Raw genomic sequence first — 15121 nt, forward strand, 5'->3', positions numbered from 1 at the left:
CCTTCAAACAGCCGTCACGAACCTCCTATAGTGTGGTTCGTGGCGGGATTCAGAAGAAGGAGGCGAAACGATATGCAGCACGAACGCGAAATCGACGCCCTGCTCTCATCTGGCGAGGCTGGATCGATCATCGACCGGCTGATGGCGCTGCCGCACCCGAAACAAGGTGCGCTGAGTGCAAACGAATGGGATCGCGCGGTCGCCAGCCGGTTCGAGACCCATCTTGCGAGACAGATGCGCTCGCAGATCGACGGCAGCAGCGACCGCAAGGACGCTGCCTGATCTACCTTTGCCTATGCATGTCGTTATCGCAAAACCGCTACGCACCCTCGGGTCAAGCCCGTGGCCAAGCTTTTGGGCGACATGCATTATCCCCGACGCAGCCTGACCGGCGCTTCGCCGAACGCTCTTGAAAACGCTCTGGAAAATGCCGCGGCGGACGAAAACCCCGTTCGCCCGGCAATGTCCGCCATGGCGATGCGCGTGTCGACCACCAGCCGGCGCGCGGCGCCGAGGCGCAGCCTGAGGTAATAAGCGCCGGGCGTTTCGCCGATCGACTTGCGAAAGATGCTTTCCAGCGTCCGTGCCGTCACCCCGGCGCGCTTTGCCACGGCGGCGATAGTCAGCGGCTGGTCGACATGCGCTTCCATCAGCCGAATGGCTTGCGCCAGCCTGGGATCGTAGCCGTCGAGACGGCCGAGCGAGACCAGCGGTTGCGCGTCCGTCGCGGCGCGCGCCTGGTCGTAGATGAAGACGCTCGCGACATCTAGCGCCACGGCCATGCCGAGCCGCGTGCGGATCAGATGCAGCATCAGGTCGAAGGTCGGCGAGGCGCCGCCGGTGGTGAACACCGGGCCATCGATGACGTAGCGGTCGGGGCGCACGTCGACGCCGGGAAAGGCCGACGAGAAATCCTCCATGTCCTCCCAGTGGGTGGTGGCGCTGCGCCCCTCCAGCAGACCCGCGCGGGCAACCAGCCAGGTGCCGGCCTCGACGCCGCCGCAGGCGCGTGCCGCGCGCGCCGCCCGGCGCAGTCCGGACAGCAGGGCCGATGTGGCGTAGTTCTGCGTGCCGAAGCCGGCGACGACGACCAGCATATCGGTTGTGTCAGCCGCATCGAAGCGGCCGCTGACCGCCACCGGCAGGCCGCATGTGGTGACCGGCGCCTCGCCTGTCACCGAGACCAGCCTGAAATCGAACAGCGTCTCACCGGCAATGCGGTTGGCGGCGCGCAACGGATCGACGGCCGAGGCGACGCACATGATCGACGAGCCGGAGAATACCAGCAGCGTTACCTTGAGCGGCAAACGCTCGGCCCGAAAGATCGTCGGTTTTTCGTTTTTGGTCACACGATCTTCGTAAAACGCAAAACAGTTTCCGGCAAGTCAGGCATTCTTGCCCTACGTTCTATTGGGAGAGAGTCCGATGCCGTTAGCGATGAACCGTGAGGTTTTCATTACCTGTGCCGTGACCGGGTCCGGCGGTTCGCAGGACCGCAGCCCGCATGTGCCGCGGTCGCCCAGAGAGATCGCCGATTCGGCCATCGAGGCGGCAAAGGCGGGTGCGGCGATCGTGCACTGCCACGTGCGCGATCCCGAGACCGGCAAGCCTAGGCGCGACGTGCATCTCTATCGCGAAGTAACCGAGCGCATCCGCGCGGCGGACGTCGACGTGGTGCTGAACCTGACCGCCGGCATGGGGGGTGACATGGTATTCGGCCCGCCGGAGAAACCGCTGCCGCTGAACGAAAAAGGCACGGACATGGGCGGCGCGAGCAACCGCATGGAACATGTGCGCCAGTGCCTGCCGGAAATCTGCACGCTCGATTGCGGCACCATGAATTTCGCCGAGGCCGATTATGTCATGACCAATACGCCCGGCATGCTGCGTGCCATGGGCGGCATGATGACGGCGCTCGGCGTCAAGCCGGAGATCGAGGCCTTCGACACCGGGCATCTGTGGTTCGCCAAGCAATTGGTCGAGGAAGAAGTGCTGAAGCCGGACGCGCTGGTGCAATTGTGCATGGGCGTGCCGTGGGGCGCGCCGGACGACCTCAACACCTTCATGGCCATGGTCAACAATGTACCGTCGACCTGGAACTGGTCGGCCTTTGCCATTGGCCGCAACCAGATGGCCTATGTCGCGGCCGCGGTGCTGGCCGGCGGCAATGTCCGCGTCGGACTGGAGGATAATCTCTGGCTCGACAAGGGCGTGCTGGCGACCAATGCGCAGCTGGTCGAGCGGGCGGTCAGCATCGTGTCGAATATGGGCGCCAGGGTCATCGGCCCGGACGAAGTCCGCAAGAAGCTGAACCTGACGAAGCGCGCACCGCTTTGAAAAGCCGGTAGCCGGTTGGGAGGAGCCGCTGATGAAGACCGTGAAATTCACCGCCATGAAGGACGGCGACCGCGAGGACTATGCCTTCCTCACCGAGCACGAGATCGACTATGCGGCAAAGACCGGCGAGCGGCTGCTCGACGCGCTCGTCCAGCTTGATGCGGGCCTCTCGGGCTACAAGATCACCCGGCTCGGCCATTCACTGCAAGCGGCAACACGGGCCTGGTGCGACGGCGCCGACACCGACTGGATTGCCTGCGCCTTGCTGCACGATATCGGCGACATCTACGCGCCCTATAACCACGACGAGTATGCAGCCGCCATCCTGAAGCCTTTTGTGCGCGAGCAATGCACCTGGGTGGTGGAGAAGCACGGCGATTTCCAGCGCCTCTATTACGCCCACCACCTCGGCGGCAATCCACACGCCCGCGACCGTTTCGCCGGGCACATCTACTTCGACGATTGCGATGAGTTTTGCGAACGCTGGGATCAGTCGAGCTTCGACCCGGATTACGAGACATTGCCGATCGATTTCTTCCGGCCCTTCCTGCTCGAAGTGTTCGCGCGCAAGGCCTATGACGCGTCCGTGATCCGTGCCGGCGAGCGCGTCGCCCTCACCGACCCCGCAACAGCCAGGACAAGAACCGGAGCCTCCGCATGAGCATCATCAACAAGGCGGCCGCCATCGGCGGCGGCGTCATCGGCGCCGGCTGGGTGGCGCGGCTGCTGCTCAACGGCATCGACGCGTCGATCTTCGATCCCGACCCCGAGGCGTCACGCAAGGTCGGCGAGGTGATGAAGGGAGCGCGACGCGCCTACAAGCAGATGCTGCCCGGCGGCCTGCCGAAGGAGGGCAAGCTTACCTTCGCCAAGACGATCGCCGAGGCGGTGGCAGACGCCGACTTCATCCAGGAAAGCGTGCCGGAGCGGCTCGACCTGAAGCACTGCGTGCTGGCCGAGATCGACCTTTATGCGCCGGCCAACGCCATTGTCGGATCCTCCACCTCCGGCATCAAGCCGACCGACATGCAGGTGGCGATGAAGAAGCACCCGGAGCGGCTGGTCGTCGGCCATCCGTTCAACCCCGTCTATCTGCTGCCGCTGGTCGAAATCGTCGGCGGCGAACAGACCTTTCCCGAGGCGATCGAAGTCGCCAAGGAGATGTATGCCTCGATCGGCATGAAGCCGGTGGTGATCCGCAAGGAGATCGAAGCGTTCGTCGGCGACCGGCTGCTCGAAGCGGCCTGGCGCGAGGCGCTGTGGCTGGTCAAGGACGGCATCTGCACGGTCGAGGAGCTCGACGACATCATGCGCTACGGCTTCGGCCTGCGCTGGGCGCAGATGGGCATGTTCCAGGTCTATCGCGTCGCCGGCGGCGAGGCCGGCATGCGCCACTTCATGGCGCAGTTCGGCCCGTGCCTGAAATGGCCGTGGACCAAGCTGATGGACGTGCCGGAGTTCAACGACGAGCTGGTCGAGCTGATCGCGACCCAGTCGGACGACCAGGCGCACGGTCTGTCGATCCGCGATCTCGAGAAGATCCGCGACGACAATCTGGTCGCCATCATGGAGGCACTGTCGAAGCAGAACAAAGGCAAAGGTTGGGGTGCCGGCGCCCTGCATAAGGACTACACCAGGCAGTTGGCCAAGCTTGCGGCGAAGAAGCCCACCGCCTCCAAGGCGGCCGAAAAGGCCAAGGCTGAAAAGCCGAAGAAAAGGAAGAAAGGCTGAGACCATGGATTTTGGTCTTTCGGAGGAGCAGAAGCTCATCGTCGAGACGACGCGGGCCTTCGTCGAGAACGAGCTTTACCCGCATGAGCGCGAAGTGGAGCGTACCGGCGTGCTGCGCCGCGAGCTGATCGAGGAGATCAAGGCCAAGGCGATCGAAGCCGGCCTCTATGCCGCCAACATGCCGGCCGATGTCGGCGGCGCCGGGCTCGATACGGTGACCTGGCTGCTCTATGAAAAGGAACTCGGCCGCGCCAATTACGCGCTGCATTGGACCTGCGTGGCGCGGCCTTCGAACATCCTTCTCGCCGGCACGCCGGAGCAGCGCGAAAAATATCTGTTTCCCTGCATTCGCGGCGAGAAATGGGATTGCCTGGCAATGACCGAGCCGGGCGCCGGCTCCGATTTGCGCGGCATGAAGGCAACCGCCGTGCAAGACGGCGACGACTGGGTGCTGAACGGCACCAAGCATTTCATCAGCCATGCAGATCTCGCCGATTTCGCCATCGTCTTCATGGCCTCGGGGGAGGAAGAGTCTTCGCGTGGAAAACGCAAGAAGATCACCGCCTTTTTCGTCGACAAGGGCACCAAGGGTTTCACCGTGCGCGACGGCTACCGCAACGTCTCGCATCGCGGCTACACCAATGCCATCCTCGAATTCGACGATTGCCGGTTGCCGGCCAGTCAGGTTCTGGGCGAGGTCCACAAAGGCTTCGACGTCGCCAATTCATGGCTTGGCGCGACGCGCCTGCAGGTCGGCGCCACCTGCCTCGGCCGCGCCGAGCGGGCGCTTGGCCACGCCGTCGAATACGCCGCGCAGCGCCAGCAGTTCGGCCAGCCGATCGGCAAGTTCCAGGGCGTGTCGTTCAAGCTCGCCGACATGGCGACCGAGCTGAAGGCCGCCGACCTGATGGTGTTCGAAGCCGGCTGGAAGTACGATCAGGGTACCGTCACCGACCAGGACATGGCCATGGCCAAACTGAAGGCCACCGAGATGCTCGCCTTTGTCGCCGACGAGGCGATCCAGATCCATGGCGGCATGGGGCTGATGGACGATTTGCCGCTCGAGCGCATCTGGCGCGACGCCCGCGTCGAGCGCATCTGGGAAGGCACCTCGGAAATCCAGCGCCACATCATCTCGCGGGCGCTGCTGCGCCCGTTCGGGGGCTGAACAGCGCAATGTTTGCATTCCTTCGCGCCCCCCTCTGTCCTATCGGACATCTCCCCCTCAAGGGGGGAGATCGGCCGCCATTCCTGATTTCGCCAGTTATTGCCGTTGCATGCCTGGGGCCGGCGGCCCAGCTGCCAATCTCCCCCCTTGAGGGGGAGATGCCAAGTTTTGGCAAAGAGGGCAGGGCAGAGGAGGGTGTTCATGCACAAACTTGAGCGCCTTTTGCGCCCGCGGACAATCGCGGTCTTCGGTGGCGCGCAGGCTGCCGCCGTCGTCGCGCAATCGATCAAGATGGGCTTTGCCGGCGAGATCTGGCCGGTGCATCCGAGCAAGGCCGAGGTCGCCGGCCGCAAGGCCTATCGCTCGGTGGCCGAATTGCCCGGTGCGCCGGATGCCGCTTTCGTCGGCGTCAACCGGCACTTGACCATCGAAGTGGTCAAGGCACTGGCCGAGCGCGGCGCCGGCGGTGCGGTCTGCTTCGCCGCCGGCTTCCTCGAAACCGAGGCCTATGACGAGGACGGCGAGCGGCTGCAGGCCGAGCTGGTCGCGGCGGCGGGCCAAATGCCAATCATCGGGCCGAACTGCTACGGGCTCATCAACTATGCCGACGGCGCGCTTTTGTGGCCCGACCAGCATGGCGGCATCAGGCTGCCAGAAGGCGGTCGCGGCGTTGCCATCATCACCCAGTCGTCGAACATCGCCATCAATATGACGATGCAGAAGCGCGGCCTGCCGATCGCCTTTCTGATGACCGCCGGCAACCAGGCGCAGACCGGGCTTTCCGAAATGGCGCTCGGCCTGATCGAGGACGACCGTGTCACCGCGCTCGGCTTGCATATCGAGGCTTTCGATTCGGTAGCCGGCTTCGAAAGGCTGGCGGCACGGGCGCGCGAGCTGAAAAAGCCTGTCATCGCCATGAAGGTCGGCCGCTCCGAGCAGGCGCGGCAGGCGACCGTTTCCCATACCGCGTCGCTGGCCGGCTCGGACGCAGCGTCCGGCGCCTTCCTGAAGCGGCTCGGCATCGCCCGCATCGATTCGATCCCGGCCTTCATCGAGGCGCTCAAGCTGCTGCACGTCACCGGCCCCCTGCCCGGCTACCGGCTGTCGTCGATGAGCTGTTCGGGCGGCGAGGCGTCGGTGATGGCCGACAGCGCCGAAGGCCGCTGGGTGACGTTTCCGCCACTCACCCCCGAGCACCGCGCGCATGTCAAATCGACGCTCGGGCCGCTGGTCGCGGTGGCCAACCCGCTCGACTACCACACCTTCATCTGGAACAACGAGCCGGCGATGACCGCCACCTTCACCGCGATGGTGTCGGGCAGCTTCGACCTCAACATGCTGGTGCTCGATTTCCCGCGCCCCGACCGCTGCTCGGACACCGACTGGTGGGCGACGCTGCGCGCCTTCGAAGTGGCGCTGAAGACCAACAGCGCGCAAGGCGCGATCGTCTCCTCGCTGCCGGAGAACCTGCCCGAGGAATACACTGCCGGCCTGATGGCGCGGGGCATGGTGCCGCTGTTCGGCATCTCCGAAGCCATGGACGCCGCCCAGGCGGCGGCCTTCATCGGCTGGGCCTGGCGCGAGCCGCAGGCGCAGCCGATCGACACTTCGGCGTCCGGCGCGCCGGTCGGCGACCATGTCACGCCGGACGAGGCCGAGGCGAAGGCGCGGCTCATCGAGGCCGGGCTCCCCGTGCCGAAGGGCGAGCGCGCCGGCAACGCGGTCGAAGCTGTCATCTCCTCGATGGCGCTCGGCTTCCCGGTGGCGCTGAAGGCCCTTGGTGTCATCCACAAGTCCGAGCTCGACGCGGTCCGGCTCAATTTGAGGGATGCCGAATCCGTCAGCACCGCCGCCCACGATCTCGGCCCGCTCGGCACGGGCCTTTATGTCGAGCGCATGGTGCGCGACGGCGTCGCCGAGCTGCTCGTCGGCTTCACCCGCGACCCGATGTTCGGCGCCGTGATGACGCTCGGCACCGGCGGCGTGCTGGTCGAGCTGTTGCGCGACAGCGTCACGCTGATGCTGCCGGCGACCCGCGACGATATCGAGGCCGCTTTGCGCGGGCTGAAACTGTTCCCGCTGCTCGACGGCTATCGCGGTCGGCCGAAGGCCGATGTCGGAGCGGCAATCGATGCGATATCGGGCATTGCCGCTTTCGTGCAGCAAAACGCCGGCGAGATCGAGGAACTCGACATCAATCCGCTGATCGTCTGCACCGAAGGCAAGGGCGCCTGGATCGCCGATGCGCTGCTGGTGCTTGGAGAGAACAAAAATGTCTGACGTCATCACCACCCGCCGCGAGGGCACTATCCTCGAAGTCACGCTCGACCGGCCCAAGGCCAATGCCATCGACCTGAAGACGTCGCGGCTGATGGGCGAGACTTTCAAGGCGTTTCGCGACGATCCCGACTTGCGCGTCGCCATCGTCAAGACCGCCGGTGACAAGTTCTTCTGCGCCGGCTGGGACCTGAAGGCCGCGGCCGGCGGCGACGCGGTCGACGGCGACTACGGCGTCGGCGGCTTCGGCGGGCTGCAGGAACTGCGCGACCTCAACAAGCCGGTGATCGCCTGCGTCAACGGCATGGCGGTCGGCGGCGGCTTCGAACTGGCGCTATCCTGCGACCTCATCTATGCGTCGGACCACTCCTCCTTCGCGCTGCCCGAAATCCGCGCCGGCACGCTGGCCGATGCGGCGACGATCAAGCTGCCGAAGCGCATCCCCTACCATGTCGCCATGGACCTTCTGCTCACCGGCCGCTGGATGGATGTCGCCGAGGCGCATCGATGGGGCCTAGTCAACGAGGTGCTGCCCAAGGAAAGACTGGAGGACCGGGTCTGGGAGATCGCGCGGCTGCTCGCCAGCGGCCCGCCGCTGGTCTTCGCCGCGATCAAGGAGACGGCCCGGGTCGCAGAATCGCTGACTTTCCAGGACGCCATGAACCGGGTGACGCGCCGGCAACTGTCGACGGTTGACGCACTCTACGGCTCGGAGGACAATCTCGAGGGCTTTCGCGCCTTTGCCGAAAAGCGCGATCCGGTGTGGAAGGGGAAATGAAGGTATTGCCGAAATGACGGCACTCCGTCACGCCCCCCTCTGGCCTGCCGGCCATCTCCCCCTCAAGGGGGGAGATCGGATGTCGCTTCGGTTTTCGCCAATCTCCAACGTTGCAAGATGGGCTGCAAGGCCGAAGCTGCCAATCTCCCCACTTGAGGGGGAGATGGCCGGCAGGCCAGAGGGGGGTGTTCACGCGGATTCATTGCGATCCATTCAGCGCCCATGACCGACTACAAAACCCTCATCGACGCCGAGACCTGGGCCTTCATCGAGCGGACCAATTCTTATTATCCGCCCGATACGATCGACTACACCGTCGCCGAGCAGCGCCAGATCTATAACCGGATGTGCCGCGAGTTCTTTGCCGGCTATCCCCAAGGCGTCACGGCGGAAACCACCGCCATTGCCACACCCTGGCACATTCCGATCCGCATCTACCGCGCCCCGGCGCCGGAAGCTTCGGCAATGGTGCTTTATTTCCATGGCGGCGGTTTTATCCTCGGCGGGCTCGACAGCCATGACGACCTCTGCGCCGAGCTTTGCAGCCGCACCGGCTACGAAGTGGTTTCGGTCGACTACCGGCTGGCACCTGAACACCTTCATCCGGCCGCCTTCGACGATGCCATCAGCGCCTTCGAATGGGCGGCGGCGACTTACGAGCGTCCTGTCCTGCTCTGCGGCGACAGTGCCGGCGGCAATCTCGCCGCCGCCGTCAGTCACGCAACGCGCGGCCATGCGCGCAAGCCGATCGGCCAGATTCTGGTCTATCCCGGCCTTGGCGGCGACAGCTCCGCCGGTTCCTACGTCACCCACGCGGAAGCGCCGATGCTTACCGCGCGCGACCTCGTTTTCTACAGGGACATCAGGACCGGTGGCGAGGATCGCACCGGCGATCTCACTCTGTGGCCGCTCGCCGACGCCGAGTTCGCCAATCTGCCGCCCACCGTCGTGATCACCGCCGAATGCGACCCGCTGTCGTCGGACGGCGAAGCCTATCGCGACCGCATCGTTGCCGCGGGCGGGCGCGCCTGGTGGCTCGAGGAGCCGGGGCTGGTGCATGGCTATTTGCGCGCCAGGCACACGGCCGGCCGCGCCCGCTCGAGCTTTACCCGGATTGTCGATGCGGTAGCGGTTTTGGGAAGGGGCGAGTGGATCTGGTGAGGGATGTCTTCCCGACCAGAACGGGCCTTTGTCGGCCGGTACAGCTCTATTTGCGGCGGCGTCGCCGGCCGGAAACCTGCTTCAGCCAAGGTCCTAAATGGAAGCCGCTCATCAGCAGGTACATCGGGACCATGCCGTCCAGCGGTGATGCCTCTTGCCCGGTCGAGCACATCATGTCCGGCGCTCCGCCGAGAAGCGTCAGCAGCGCCATGGTTGCGAAGGTCGGCGCGGCCGCAAAGGACAGCCAATCGGCTGCACTATGGTCGGCCGGGCTCGCATCGCCGGTGGATCCGCCTGCATGAATCTCGCTCATGTCCGTAGTCCTGCATAGCGAGCGGGATGCGTCGAATTGAACCGTGCATCCCGCTCCTCCAATTGTCCTGGCTGCATTTCCGCGACGCCAAAGACGTTCTATTCGGTGCGATTCCGGAACGCGGCCTCTCCGGCGTCCGATATCTCGACCCATTTTTTGTCGGGGACGGCTTCGGCGCCGTAATTGTCGTGCCAATTCCACCACTTGTACGTCGGCGTCTGCGGATAGCCCTCGGGCGAATCCTCCCAAACCTCCTGGCGGCCGAGCGGCGACAGGTCGAGATAGCTCCATACGGTCCCCATCGCCTCGTCACCGCGGTTGTTGATGAAGTAGGTGCGGAACACGCGGTCGCCGTCGCGGATGAACACGTTGTGGCCGTGCCACTCGTCAACGCCGAAGTCGGCATCGAAGCTGTCGGTGATGGTGTACCAGGGCATCTTCCAGTCCATCCGCGCCTTCAGCCGCGCAATGTCGGCCTGCGGTGCGCGCGAGGCGTAGGCAAGCGTGGTGTCGCGGGCGTTCAGATGGGCGAGGTTGCCGACCTGGTCCGCCCCCAGCGAACAGCCGCGGCAAGCGTGGTCGGGCCAGCCGAATACGCCGGGCTCGAAGAAGGCGCGGTAGACGATCAGCTGACGGCGGCCCTCGAACAGGTCGAGCAGGCTCACCTTTCCATCAGGCCCTTCGAACGTATAGGTCTTCTCCACCGCCATCCACGGCATCCGCCGGCGCTCGGCGGCCAGTGCGTCGCGAGCCCGGGTCACGGTCTTCTCTTTCACGAGCAGTTGCTGGCGCGCGGCCTCCCACGCGTCAGACGAAACGACCGGTGGTGTCTTCATCGCGAGCCGCTTCGTCTGCTCGCCTGTGCCATTCTGATGTGCCGTCATTGTGCATCTCCTTGCTGGTTTGTCGCCGCAGGCGCGACGTGTTGGGTCGTCAGATAGGATAGGGGCGATAGCGGGTTGGCGAGAGTGACAAGTGTGACGCGATTCCGACGGGTCCGCTGATCACGGCCAATTTCGCCGCCCGCGACGCCCCTGCGCTCATTCGTGCCCGGACTGCTGAACGGGCCGAGCGCCGGCCAGATAGCGGTCATTGTCAAACGGCTCGGCCTGGTTGCTATCCGGACTCCACAGCTGCCGGTGGGTTCGTGTGAGATCGCCGAGGTAGACATGCAGCGCACCCGATCGCGAACCGCCCGTATTCGCAACCGCATGAACGGTATTTGACGCCATGTGCACCACGGCAGGCGCTGCGATGTCCTGCCTTTCGGGAACATCGAGTTCGCTGCCGGCAACGGGATAGATGAAGTTCGTCTCGCTGCCCTTGTAGATGCCGATCAAGGCATCCATCAGGTGGTTGTGAGGCGGGTACTGCAGGCCGGGCGACAGAGTGATGTGATAGATCGTCAGGTTCGGACTCGCATGCAGAAGCACCTCGTCGTCGTCTTCTTCGTGAGCGAGTGTTCCCGATGCGTGAAAGCGGTTGGTGTAGTCGCCCAGGACCGTCCTTACCGCTTCGAGGGGATCTGGCCCCTTCGCGGCATTGACGATATCATCAGCAACAGCGTAGAGGGGCGAGTTGGCGGCTAAAGGCATATCAGTTATCCTCCCTGAGATGCTCAGATTATCAATTTGAGATGATCACGCTAGCGAATGCTGAGGCCAGCGTCAATCGGACAGCCAGACGGACAAAATATGAAAACGACGAAGTTGACCGCCGAACCGGCAAGACCGGCTACGGTCGAGGCGACAGCACTGTCAGCCGCCGACGTCCTTCGCAGGGAACAGGCATATGAGCAGCTGAGGAACGACATCATCGCCTGCGTGCTGCGCCCCGGCGAGGCGCTGACGGAGAAACAGATCGGTGATCGATACCAGATCAAAAAGGCGACCATCCGCGCGGCGCTGGCCCGACTGATGCAGGAAGGACTGGTCAGGAGCGAGCCGCGCCGCGGCTACGTCGTTGCTACGCTCAGCCTGCGGGATGTCAACGAGATCTTCGATGTTCGCAGCTTGATCGAGCCGGAAGTGTTCAGGGTGGCGGCATCGAACATGACCGAGCGCGGGCTCGAGGATGTCAGGCTGGCAGCGCAAAAAGTGCTGAAGCCGGAGACGCTACGCAGCCACGTCGCCTTCCTTGCGGCCGACCGTGCGTTTCGTCTGGCCCTTGCGGAGCTCTCGGGAAATTTACGACTGGCGCATCTGCTGGACCAGATACTCGACCAGTCGGCGCGGGTTCTCCACCTCGGCTTCAAGTCCCGCGACTTCACCCAGTTGATCATCGCCCAGCAAAAGGAGCTGGTCCTTGCCTGTGAGGCAGGCGAGATTTCCGCCATCGTCAAACTTGCCCGTTCGCAGTGCCTGTCTCTCAAGAAGCAGGTGCTCGAGGCTTTGCTTGCCGGTTCCAAGCTTCAAGACGTCAATTTGCAGCCCTTCACCTAAAGCCGGTTCCGGTTCTCCTGGAACCGGTAACCCGCTCTAACTATCTGTTTTGCCGCATTTATGCGGACGCCAAATGATTCCATTCGGCTGCAAAATGCTCTAAGGGAAGTTGGCCATTCGGTGCGACCCGCCACCTTGGCGCAACGGCCGCCGGCGGGCCTTGTTTCACCCCACCGCGTGTGCCGCCGCCCGTCCGGCACTGCGGCCGGAAAAGATGCAGCCGCCGAGAAACGTGCCTTCGAGCGCTGCATAGCCGTGCATGCCGCCGCCGCCGAAACCGGCGGCCTCGCCCGCCGCGTACAGCCCCTCGACTGGTTGGCCGCCGGCGCCCAGCACGCGGCTGTCGAGGTCAGTCTCCAGCCCACCGAGCGTCTTGCGGGTCAGGATGCTGAGCCTGACGGCAATCAGCGGGCCATTGGCGGGATCGAGCAGCTTGTGCGGTCTTGCGGTGCGGATCAGCCGGTCGCCGAGATAGGCTCGCGCGCCGCGCAACGCAGTAATCTGCATGTCCTTGGAGAACGGATTGTCGAGCTGCCGGTCGCGGGCGCGGATTTCGCGCTCAACCTGCGCCAGTTCGAGCAGCGGCTCGCCGCCGGCCACTGCGTTCATGCGGGCGACCAGCGCCGGCAAATCAGGCTCGACGATGAAATCCTCGCCCTTCTCCATGAACGCCTTGACCGGCGCGGGAACGCCGCTGGTGGCGCGGCCGAGCACCTGGCGCCAGCTCTTCTCCGTCAGATCGGGGTTCTGCTCGGAGCCCGACAGCGCGAACTCCTTCTGGATGATCTTTTTGGTCAGGATGAACCAGGAATGATCGAAGCCGGTGCTCATGATGTGGCTGAGCGTGGCCAACGTGTCGAAGCCGGGATAGAGCGGGACCGGCAGGCGCTTGCCGCGCGCATCGAGCCACAGCGATGACGGGCCGGGCAGGATGCGGATCGCATGATCGGTCCAGATCGGTGCCCAGTTCCTGACGCCCTCGACATAGTGCCACATGCGGTCGCGGTTGATGAGCCGGCCGCCGGCGGCTTCGGCGATCGCCAGCATGCGGCCGTCGACATGATCGGGAACGCCGGTGATCATGCGTTTCGGCGGCGCGCCCATCCGCTTCGGCCAATTCTCCCGGACCAGCCGGTGATTGGCGCCGATGCCGCCGGAGGCGACGATGACGGCCTGCGCCTTCAGCTCGAAATCACCGGTGATCTCGCGCGAGCTCTTGCGGCCGCGCTCGGCATCGCTCGCCGCCAATAGGTCGCCGCGCACGCCGTTGACGACGCTGCCCGTCCGCGTCAATTCGTTGACCCGGTGACGGAATTTGAAGCGGATCAGCCCGCGCTTCTCGGCCTCGCGTACGCGCTGCGCGAACGGTTCGAGCACGCCAGGGCCGGTGCCCCAGGTGATGTGGAAGCGCGGCACCGAATTGCCGTGGCCGACGGCATTGCCGCCGCCGCGCTCGGCCCAGCCGACCACCGGAAAGAATTTCAGGCCGCGCTGCATGAGCCAGGAGCGCTTCTCGCCGGCGGCGAAGCCGAGATAGGCCTCGGCCCAGCGGCGCGGCCAGAGATCTTCCGTGCGGTCGAAGGCTGCGGTGCCCAGCCAGTCCTCGAGCGCCAGCTCATACGAATCGCGGATGCGCATGCGCCGCTGTTCGGGCGAATCGACGAGGAAGATGCCGCCGAGCGACCAGAATGCCTGGCCGCCAAGCGACTGTTCAGGCTCCTGCTCGACGATGATGGTCTTCTTGCCGGCCGCAGTCAGTTCGGCCGCCGCGACAAGGCCGGCAAGGCCGGCGCCGACAATGATCACATCCGCATCGTCGGACATCTATTTGGCCATGATCTCGTCCAAAAACCGGTCCCCACTTTTTGGGATCATCGCCGGCCTAGACTGCCTCCCAGCCTTCCTTCTCGCCGGCGCGGAACATGGCATCGATGACCTTCTGGTTGAGCACCGATTCTTCCAGGGTGAAGACACGATCCTTGCCGCCCCGTGCCGCCCGCGCGAAGGCCTCGACTTCCAGCCGGTACTGTTGCGTGCCGGGAAAGCGGAAAACCTGCGCCTCGCTGTGGTTCTGGTTGTGCAGTTCGACGCGGTGATGGTCGTAGAGTCCGGCGTTGAACGGTGAGAACACCTCGATGAAGCCCTTCTCGCCGTGAAAGACCATCACCTGGCGTGCCGCCATCTGCGTCGACAGGTAAAACGACAGCTCGAAGTCGCCGAAATCGGCGCGGATCGAGGAATAGATGTCGGTGCCGAATGTCTTGTCGCGCTCGATCGTCGCCTGGACGCGCAGCGGCTCCTTGCCGGTCGAAAAGCGCGTCGATACCGTCGGATAGACGCCGATGTCGGGCAGCGCACCGCCGCCGAGATCGAGCTTGTTGCGCATGTTGTTGGGGTCGACATTGTAATAGGAGAACGCGCCCTGGACATGGCGCAGCCGGCCGATGGCGCCGTTGGCGATGAGGTCGCGCACCTTGATCCATTGCGGATGGTAGACGACCATGAAGGCTTCGCAGACCAGCACCTTCCTGGCATCGCGCAGCTTGATCAATAGCGGAATGTCCTTGGCGTCGAGCGCCAGTGGCTTTTCGACCAGAACATGTTTGCCGGCCTCGATCGCCTTGGCTGTCCATTCGACATGCTGCGAGGTCGGCAGCGGAATGTAGACGCCGTCGATGTCGCTGGAGGCGAGCAGCTCCTCATAGGAGCCGAACGCGTGGCGCGCACCGAAGCGTTCGCCCAGCGCCTGCGCTTTCGACAGATCGCGGCTGGCAATCGCGGACAGCACGCCGTTCTCCGCTTCGACGATTGCCGGCAAAAGCTGCTCGCGGCCGATCTTGGCCGTCGACAAAACTCCCCATCGGAACATCAGATTTCTCCTCTCGATTGCAGGCCTGGAGGTTTGCCCTAATTCA

At 64.5% G+C, this 15121-nt stretch carries 15 protein-coding genes; 9 read left to right on the forward strand and 6 right to left on the reverse strand.

Features of this window, described 5'->3' with window-relative positions; translation table 11 throughout:
• The first annotated feature begins 72 nt into the window (after positions 1 to 72).
• Positions 73 to 282, forward strand: a complete 210-nt coding sequence (locus NKH60_RS08565) for a hypothetical protein (protein ID WP_352682177.1) — start codon at positions 73 to 75, stop codon at positions 280 to 282.
• 86 nt (positions 283 to 368) lie between these two features.
• Here the strand turns inward: NKH60_RS08565 and NKH60_RS08570 are convergent, their stop codons facing one another.
• Positions 369 to 1349, reverse strand: a complete 981-nt coding sequence (locus tag NKH60_RS08570; RefSeq protein WP_352451614.1) for a GlxA family transcriptional regulator — start codon at positions 1347 to 1349, stop codon at positions 369 to 371.
• 76 nt (positions 1350 to 1425) lie between these two features.
• On the opposite strand from NKH60_RS08570, the gene bcoG reads away from it, so the two are divergent.
• From bcoG to NKH60_RS08605, 7 genes are all read left to right on the forward strand, one after another.
• The gene (bcoG, locus tag NKH60_RS08575; RefSeq protein ID WP_352451615.1) at positions 1426 to 2337 is read left to right on the forward strand and encodes a 3-dehydrocarnitine:acetyl-CoA trimethylamine transferase BcoG; all 912 of its coding nucleotides are present in this window, start codon (positions 1426 to 1428) and stop codon (positions 2335 to 2337) included.
• Between the two features lie 31 nt (positions 2338 to 2368).
• Complete coding sequence (locus NKH60_RS08580) at positions 2369 to 2998, forward strand: HD domain-containing protein (protein ID WP_352682179.1); 630 nt, start codon at positions 2369 to 2371, stop codon at positions 2996 to 2998.
• Entirely contained in the window at positions 2995 to 4068 is a 1074-nt protein-coding gene (locus NKH60_RS08585) for a 3-hydroxyacyl-CoA dehydrogenase NAD-binding domain-containing protein (RefSeq protein ID WP_352871923.1), read from the forward strand. The genes NKH60_RS08580 and NKH60_RS08585 overlap by 4 nt, the downstream gene beginning before the upstream one ends.
• A 4-nt stretch (positions 4069 to 4072) precedes the next feature.
• Positions 4073 to 5236, forward strand: a complete 1164-nt coding sequence (locus tag NKH60_RS08590; protein ID WP_352451618.1) for an acyl-CoA dehydrogenase family protein — start codon at positions 4073 to 4075, stop codon at positions 5234 to 5236.
• Between the two features lie 201 nt (positions 5237 to 5437).
• Positions 5438 to 7516 carry an acetate--CoA ligase family protein gene (locus NKH60_RS08595; protein WP_352871925.1) on the forward strand — a complete coding sequence of 693 codons (2079 nt, stop codon included), beginning with the start codon at positions 5438 to 5440 and terminating at the stop codon, positions 7514 to 7516.
• Positions 7509 to 8291: a carnitinyl-CoA dehydratase gene (locus NKH60_RS08600; protein ID WP_352472543.1), complete on the forward strand. Its 783-nt coding sequence runs from the start codon at positions 7509 to 7511 to the stop codon at positions 8289 to 8291. The genes NKH60_RS08595 and NKH60_RS08600 overlap by 8 nt, the downstream gene beginning before the upstream one ends.
• 222 nt (positions 8292 to 8513) lie before the next feature.
• Positions 8514 to 9452: an alpha/beta hydrolase gene (locus NKH60_RS08605; protein WP_352682187.1), complete on the forward strand. Its 939-nt coding sequence runs from the start codon at positions 8514 to 8516 to the stop codon at positions 9450 to 9452.
• Positions 9453 to 9498: 46 nt separating this feature from the next.
• Here NKH60_RS08605 and NKH60_RS08610 read toward each other — a convergent pair whose 3' ends face one another.
• The 3 genes from NKH60_RS08610 to NKH60_RS08620 all read right to left on the reverse strand — a co-directional run bounded on the left by NKH60_RS08610 (position 9499) and on the right by NKH60_RS08620 (position 11360).
• Positions 9499 to 9765, reverse strand: coding sequence for a hypothetical protein (locus tag NKH60_RS08610; protein WP_352682188.1), 267 nt, complete (start codon positions 9763 to 9765; stop codon positions 9499 to 9501).
• A gap of 98 nt (positions 9766 to 9863) precedes the next feature.
• On the reverse strand, positions 9864 to 10649 hold the full coding sequence (locus NKH60_RS08615) for a DUF899 domain-containing protein (protein ID WP_352682190.1): 786 nt from the start codon (positions 10647 to 10649) through the stop codon (positions 9864 to 9866).
• Positions 10650 to 10805: 156 nt separating this feature from the next.
• Entirely contained in the window at positions 10806 to 11360 is a 555-nt protein-coding gene (locus NKH60_RS08620) for an autotransporter (RefSeq protein WP_352682192.1), read from the reverse strand.
• Positions 11361 to 11459: 99 nt separating this feature from the next.
• On the opposite strand from NKH60_RS08620, the gene NKH60_RS08625 reads away from it, so the two are divergent.
• Entirely contained in the window at positions 11460 to 12206 is a 747-nt protein-coding gene (locus NKH60_RS08625; RefSeq protein WP_352540004.1) for a GntR family transcriptional regulator, read from the forward strand.
• A gap of 165 nt (positions 12207 to 12371) precedes the next feature.
• On the opposite strand, the gene NKH60_RS08630 is transcribed toward NKH60_RS08625, so the two are convergent.
• Both NKH60_RS08630 and NKH60_RS08635 read right to left on the reverse strand, forming a co-directional pair.
• Complete coding sequence (locus tag NKH60_RS08630) at positions 12372 to 14030, reverse strand: FAD-binding dehydrogenase (protein ID WP_352682194.1); 1659 nt, start codon at positions 14028 to 14030, stop codon at positions 12372 to 12374.
• 58 nt (positions 14031 to 14088) lie between these two features.
• Positions 14089 to 15075, reverse strand: coding sequence for a Gfo/Idh/MocA family protein (locus tag NKH60_RS08635; RefSeq protein ID WP_352871929.1), 987 nt, complete (start codon positions 15073 to 15075; stop codon positions 14089 to 14091).
• Positions 15076 to 15121 lie beyond the last annotated feature (46 nt).

The sequence above is a fragment of the Mesorhizobium sp. M1006 genome, assembly GCF_040318825.1.
Lineage (GTDB): Bacteria > Pseudomonadota > Alphaproteobacteria > Rhizobiales > Rhizobiaceae > Mesorhizobium.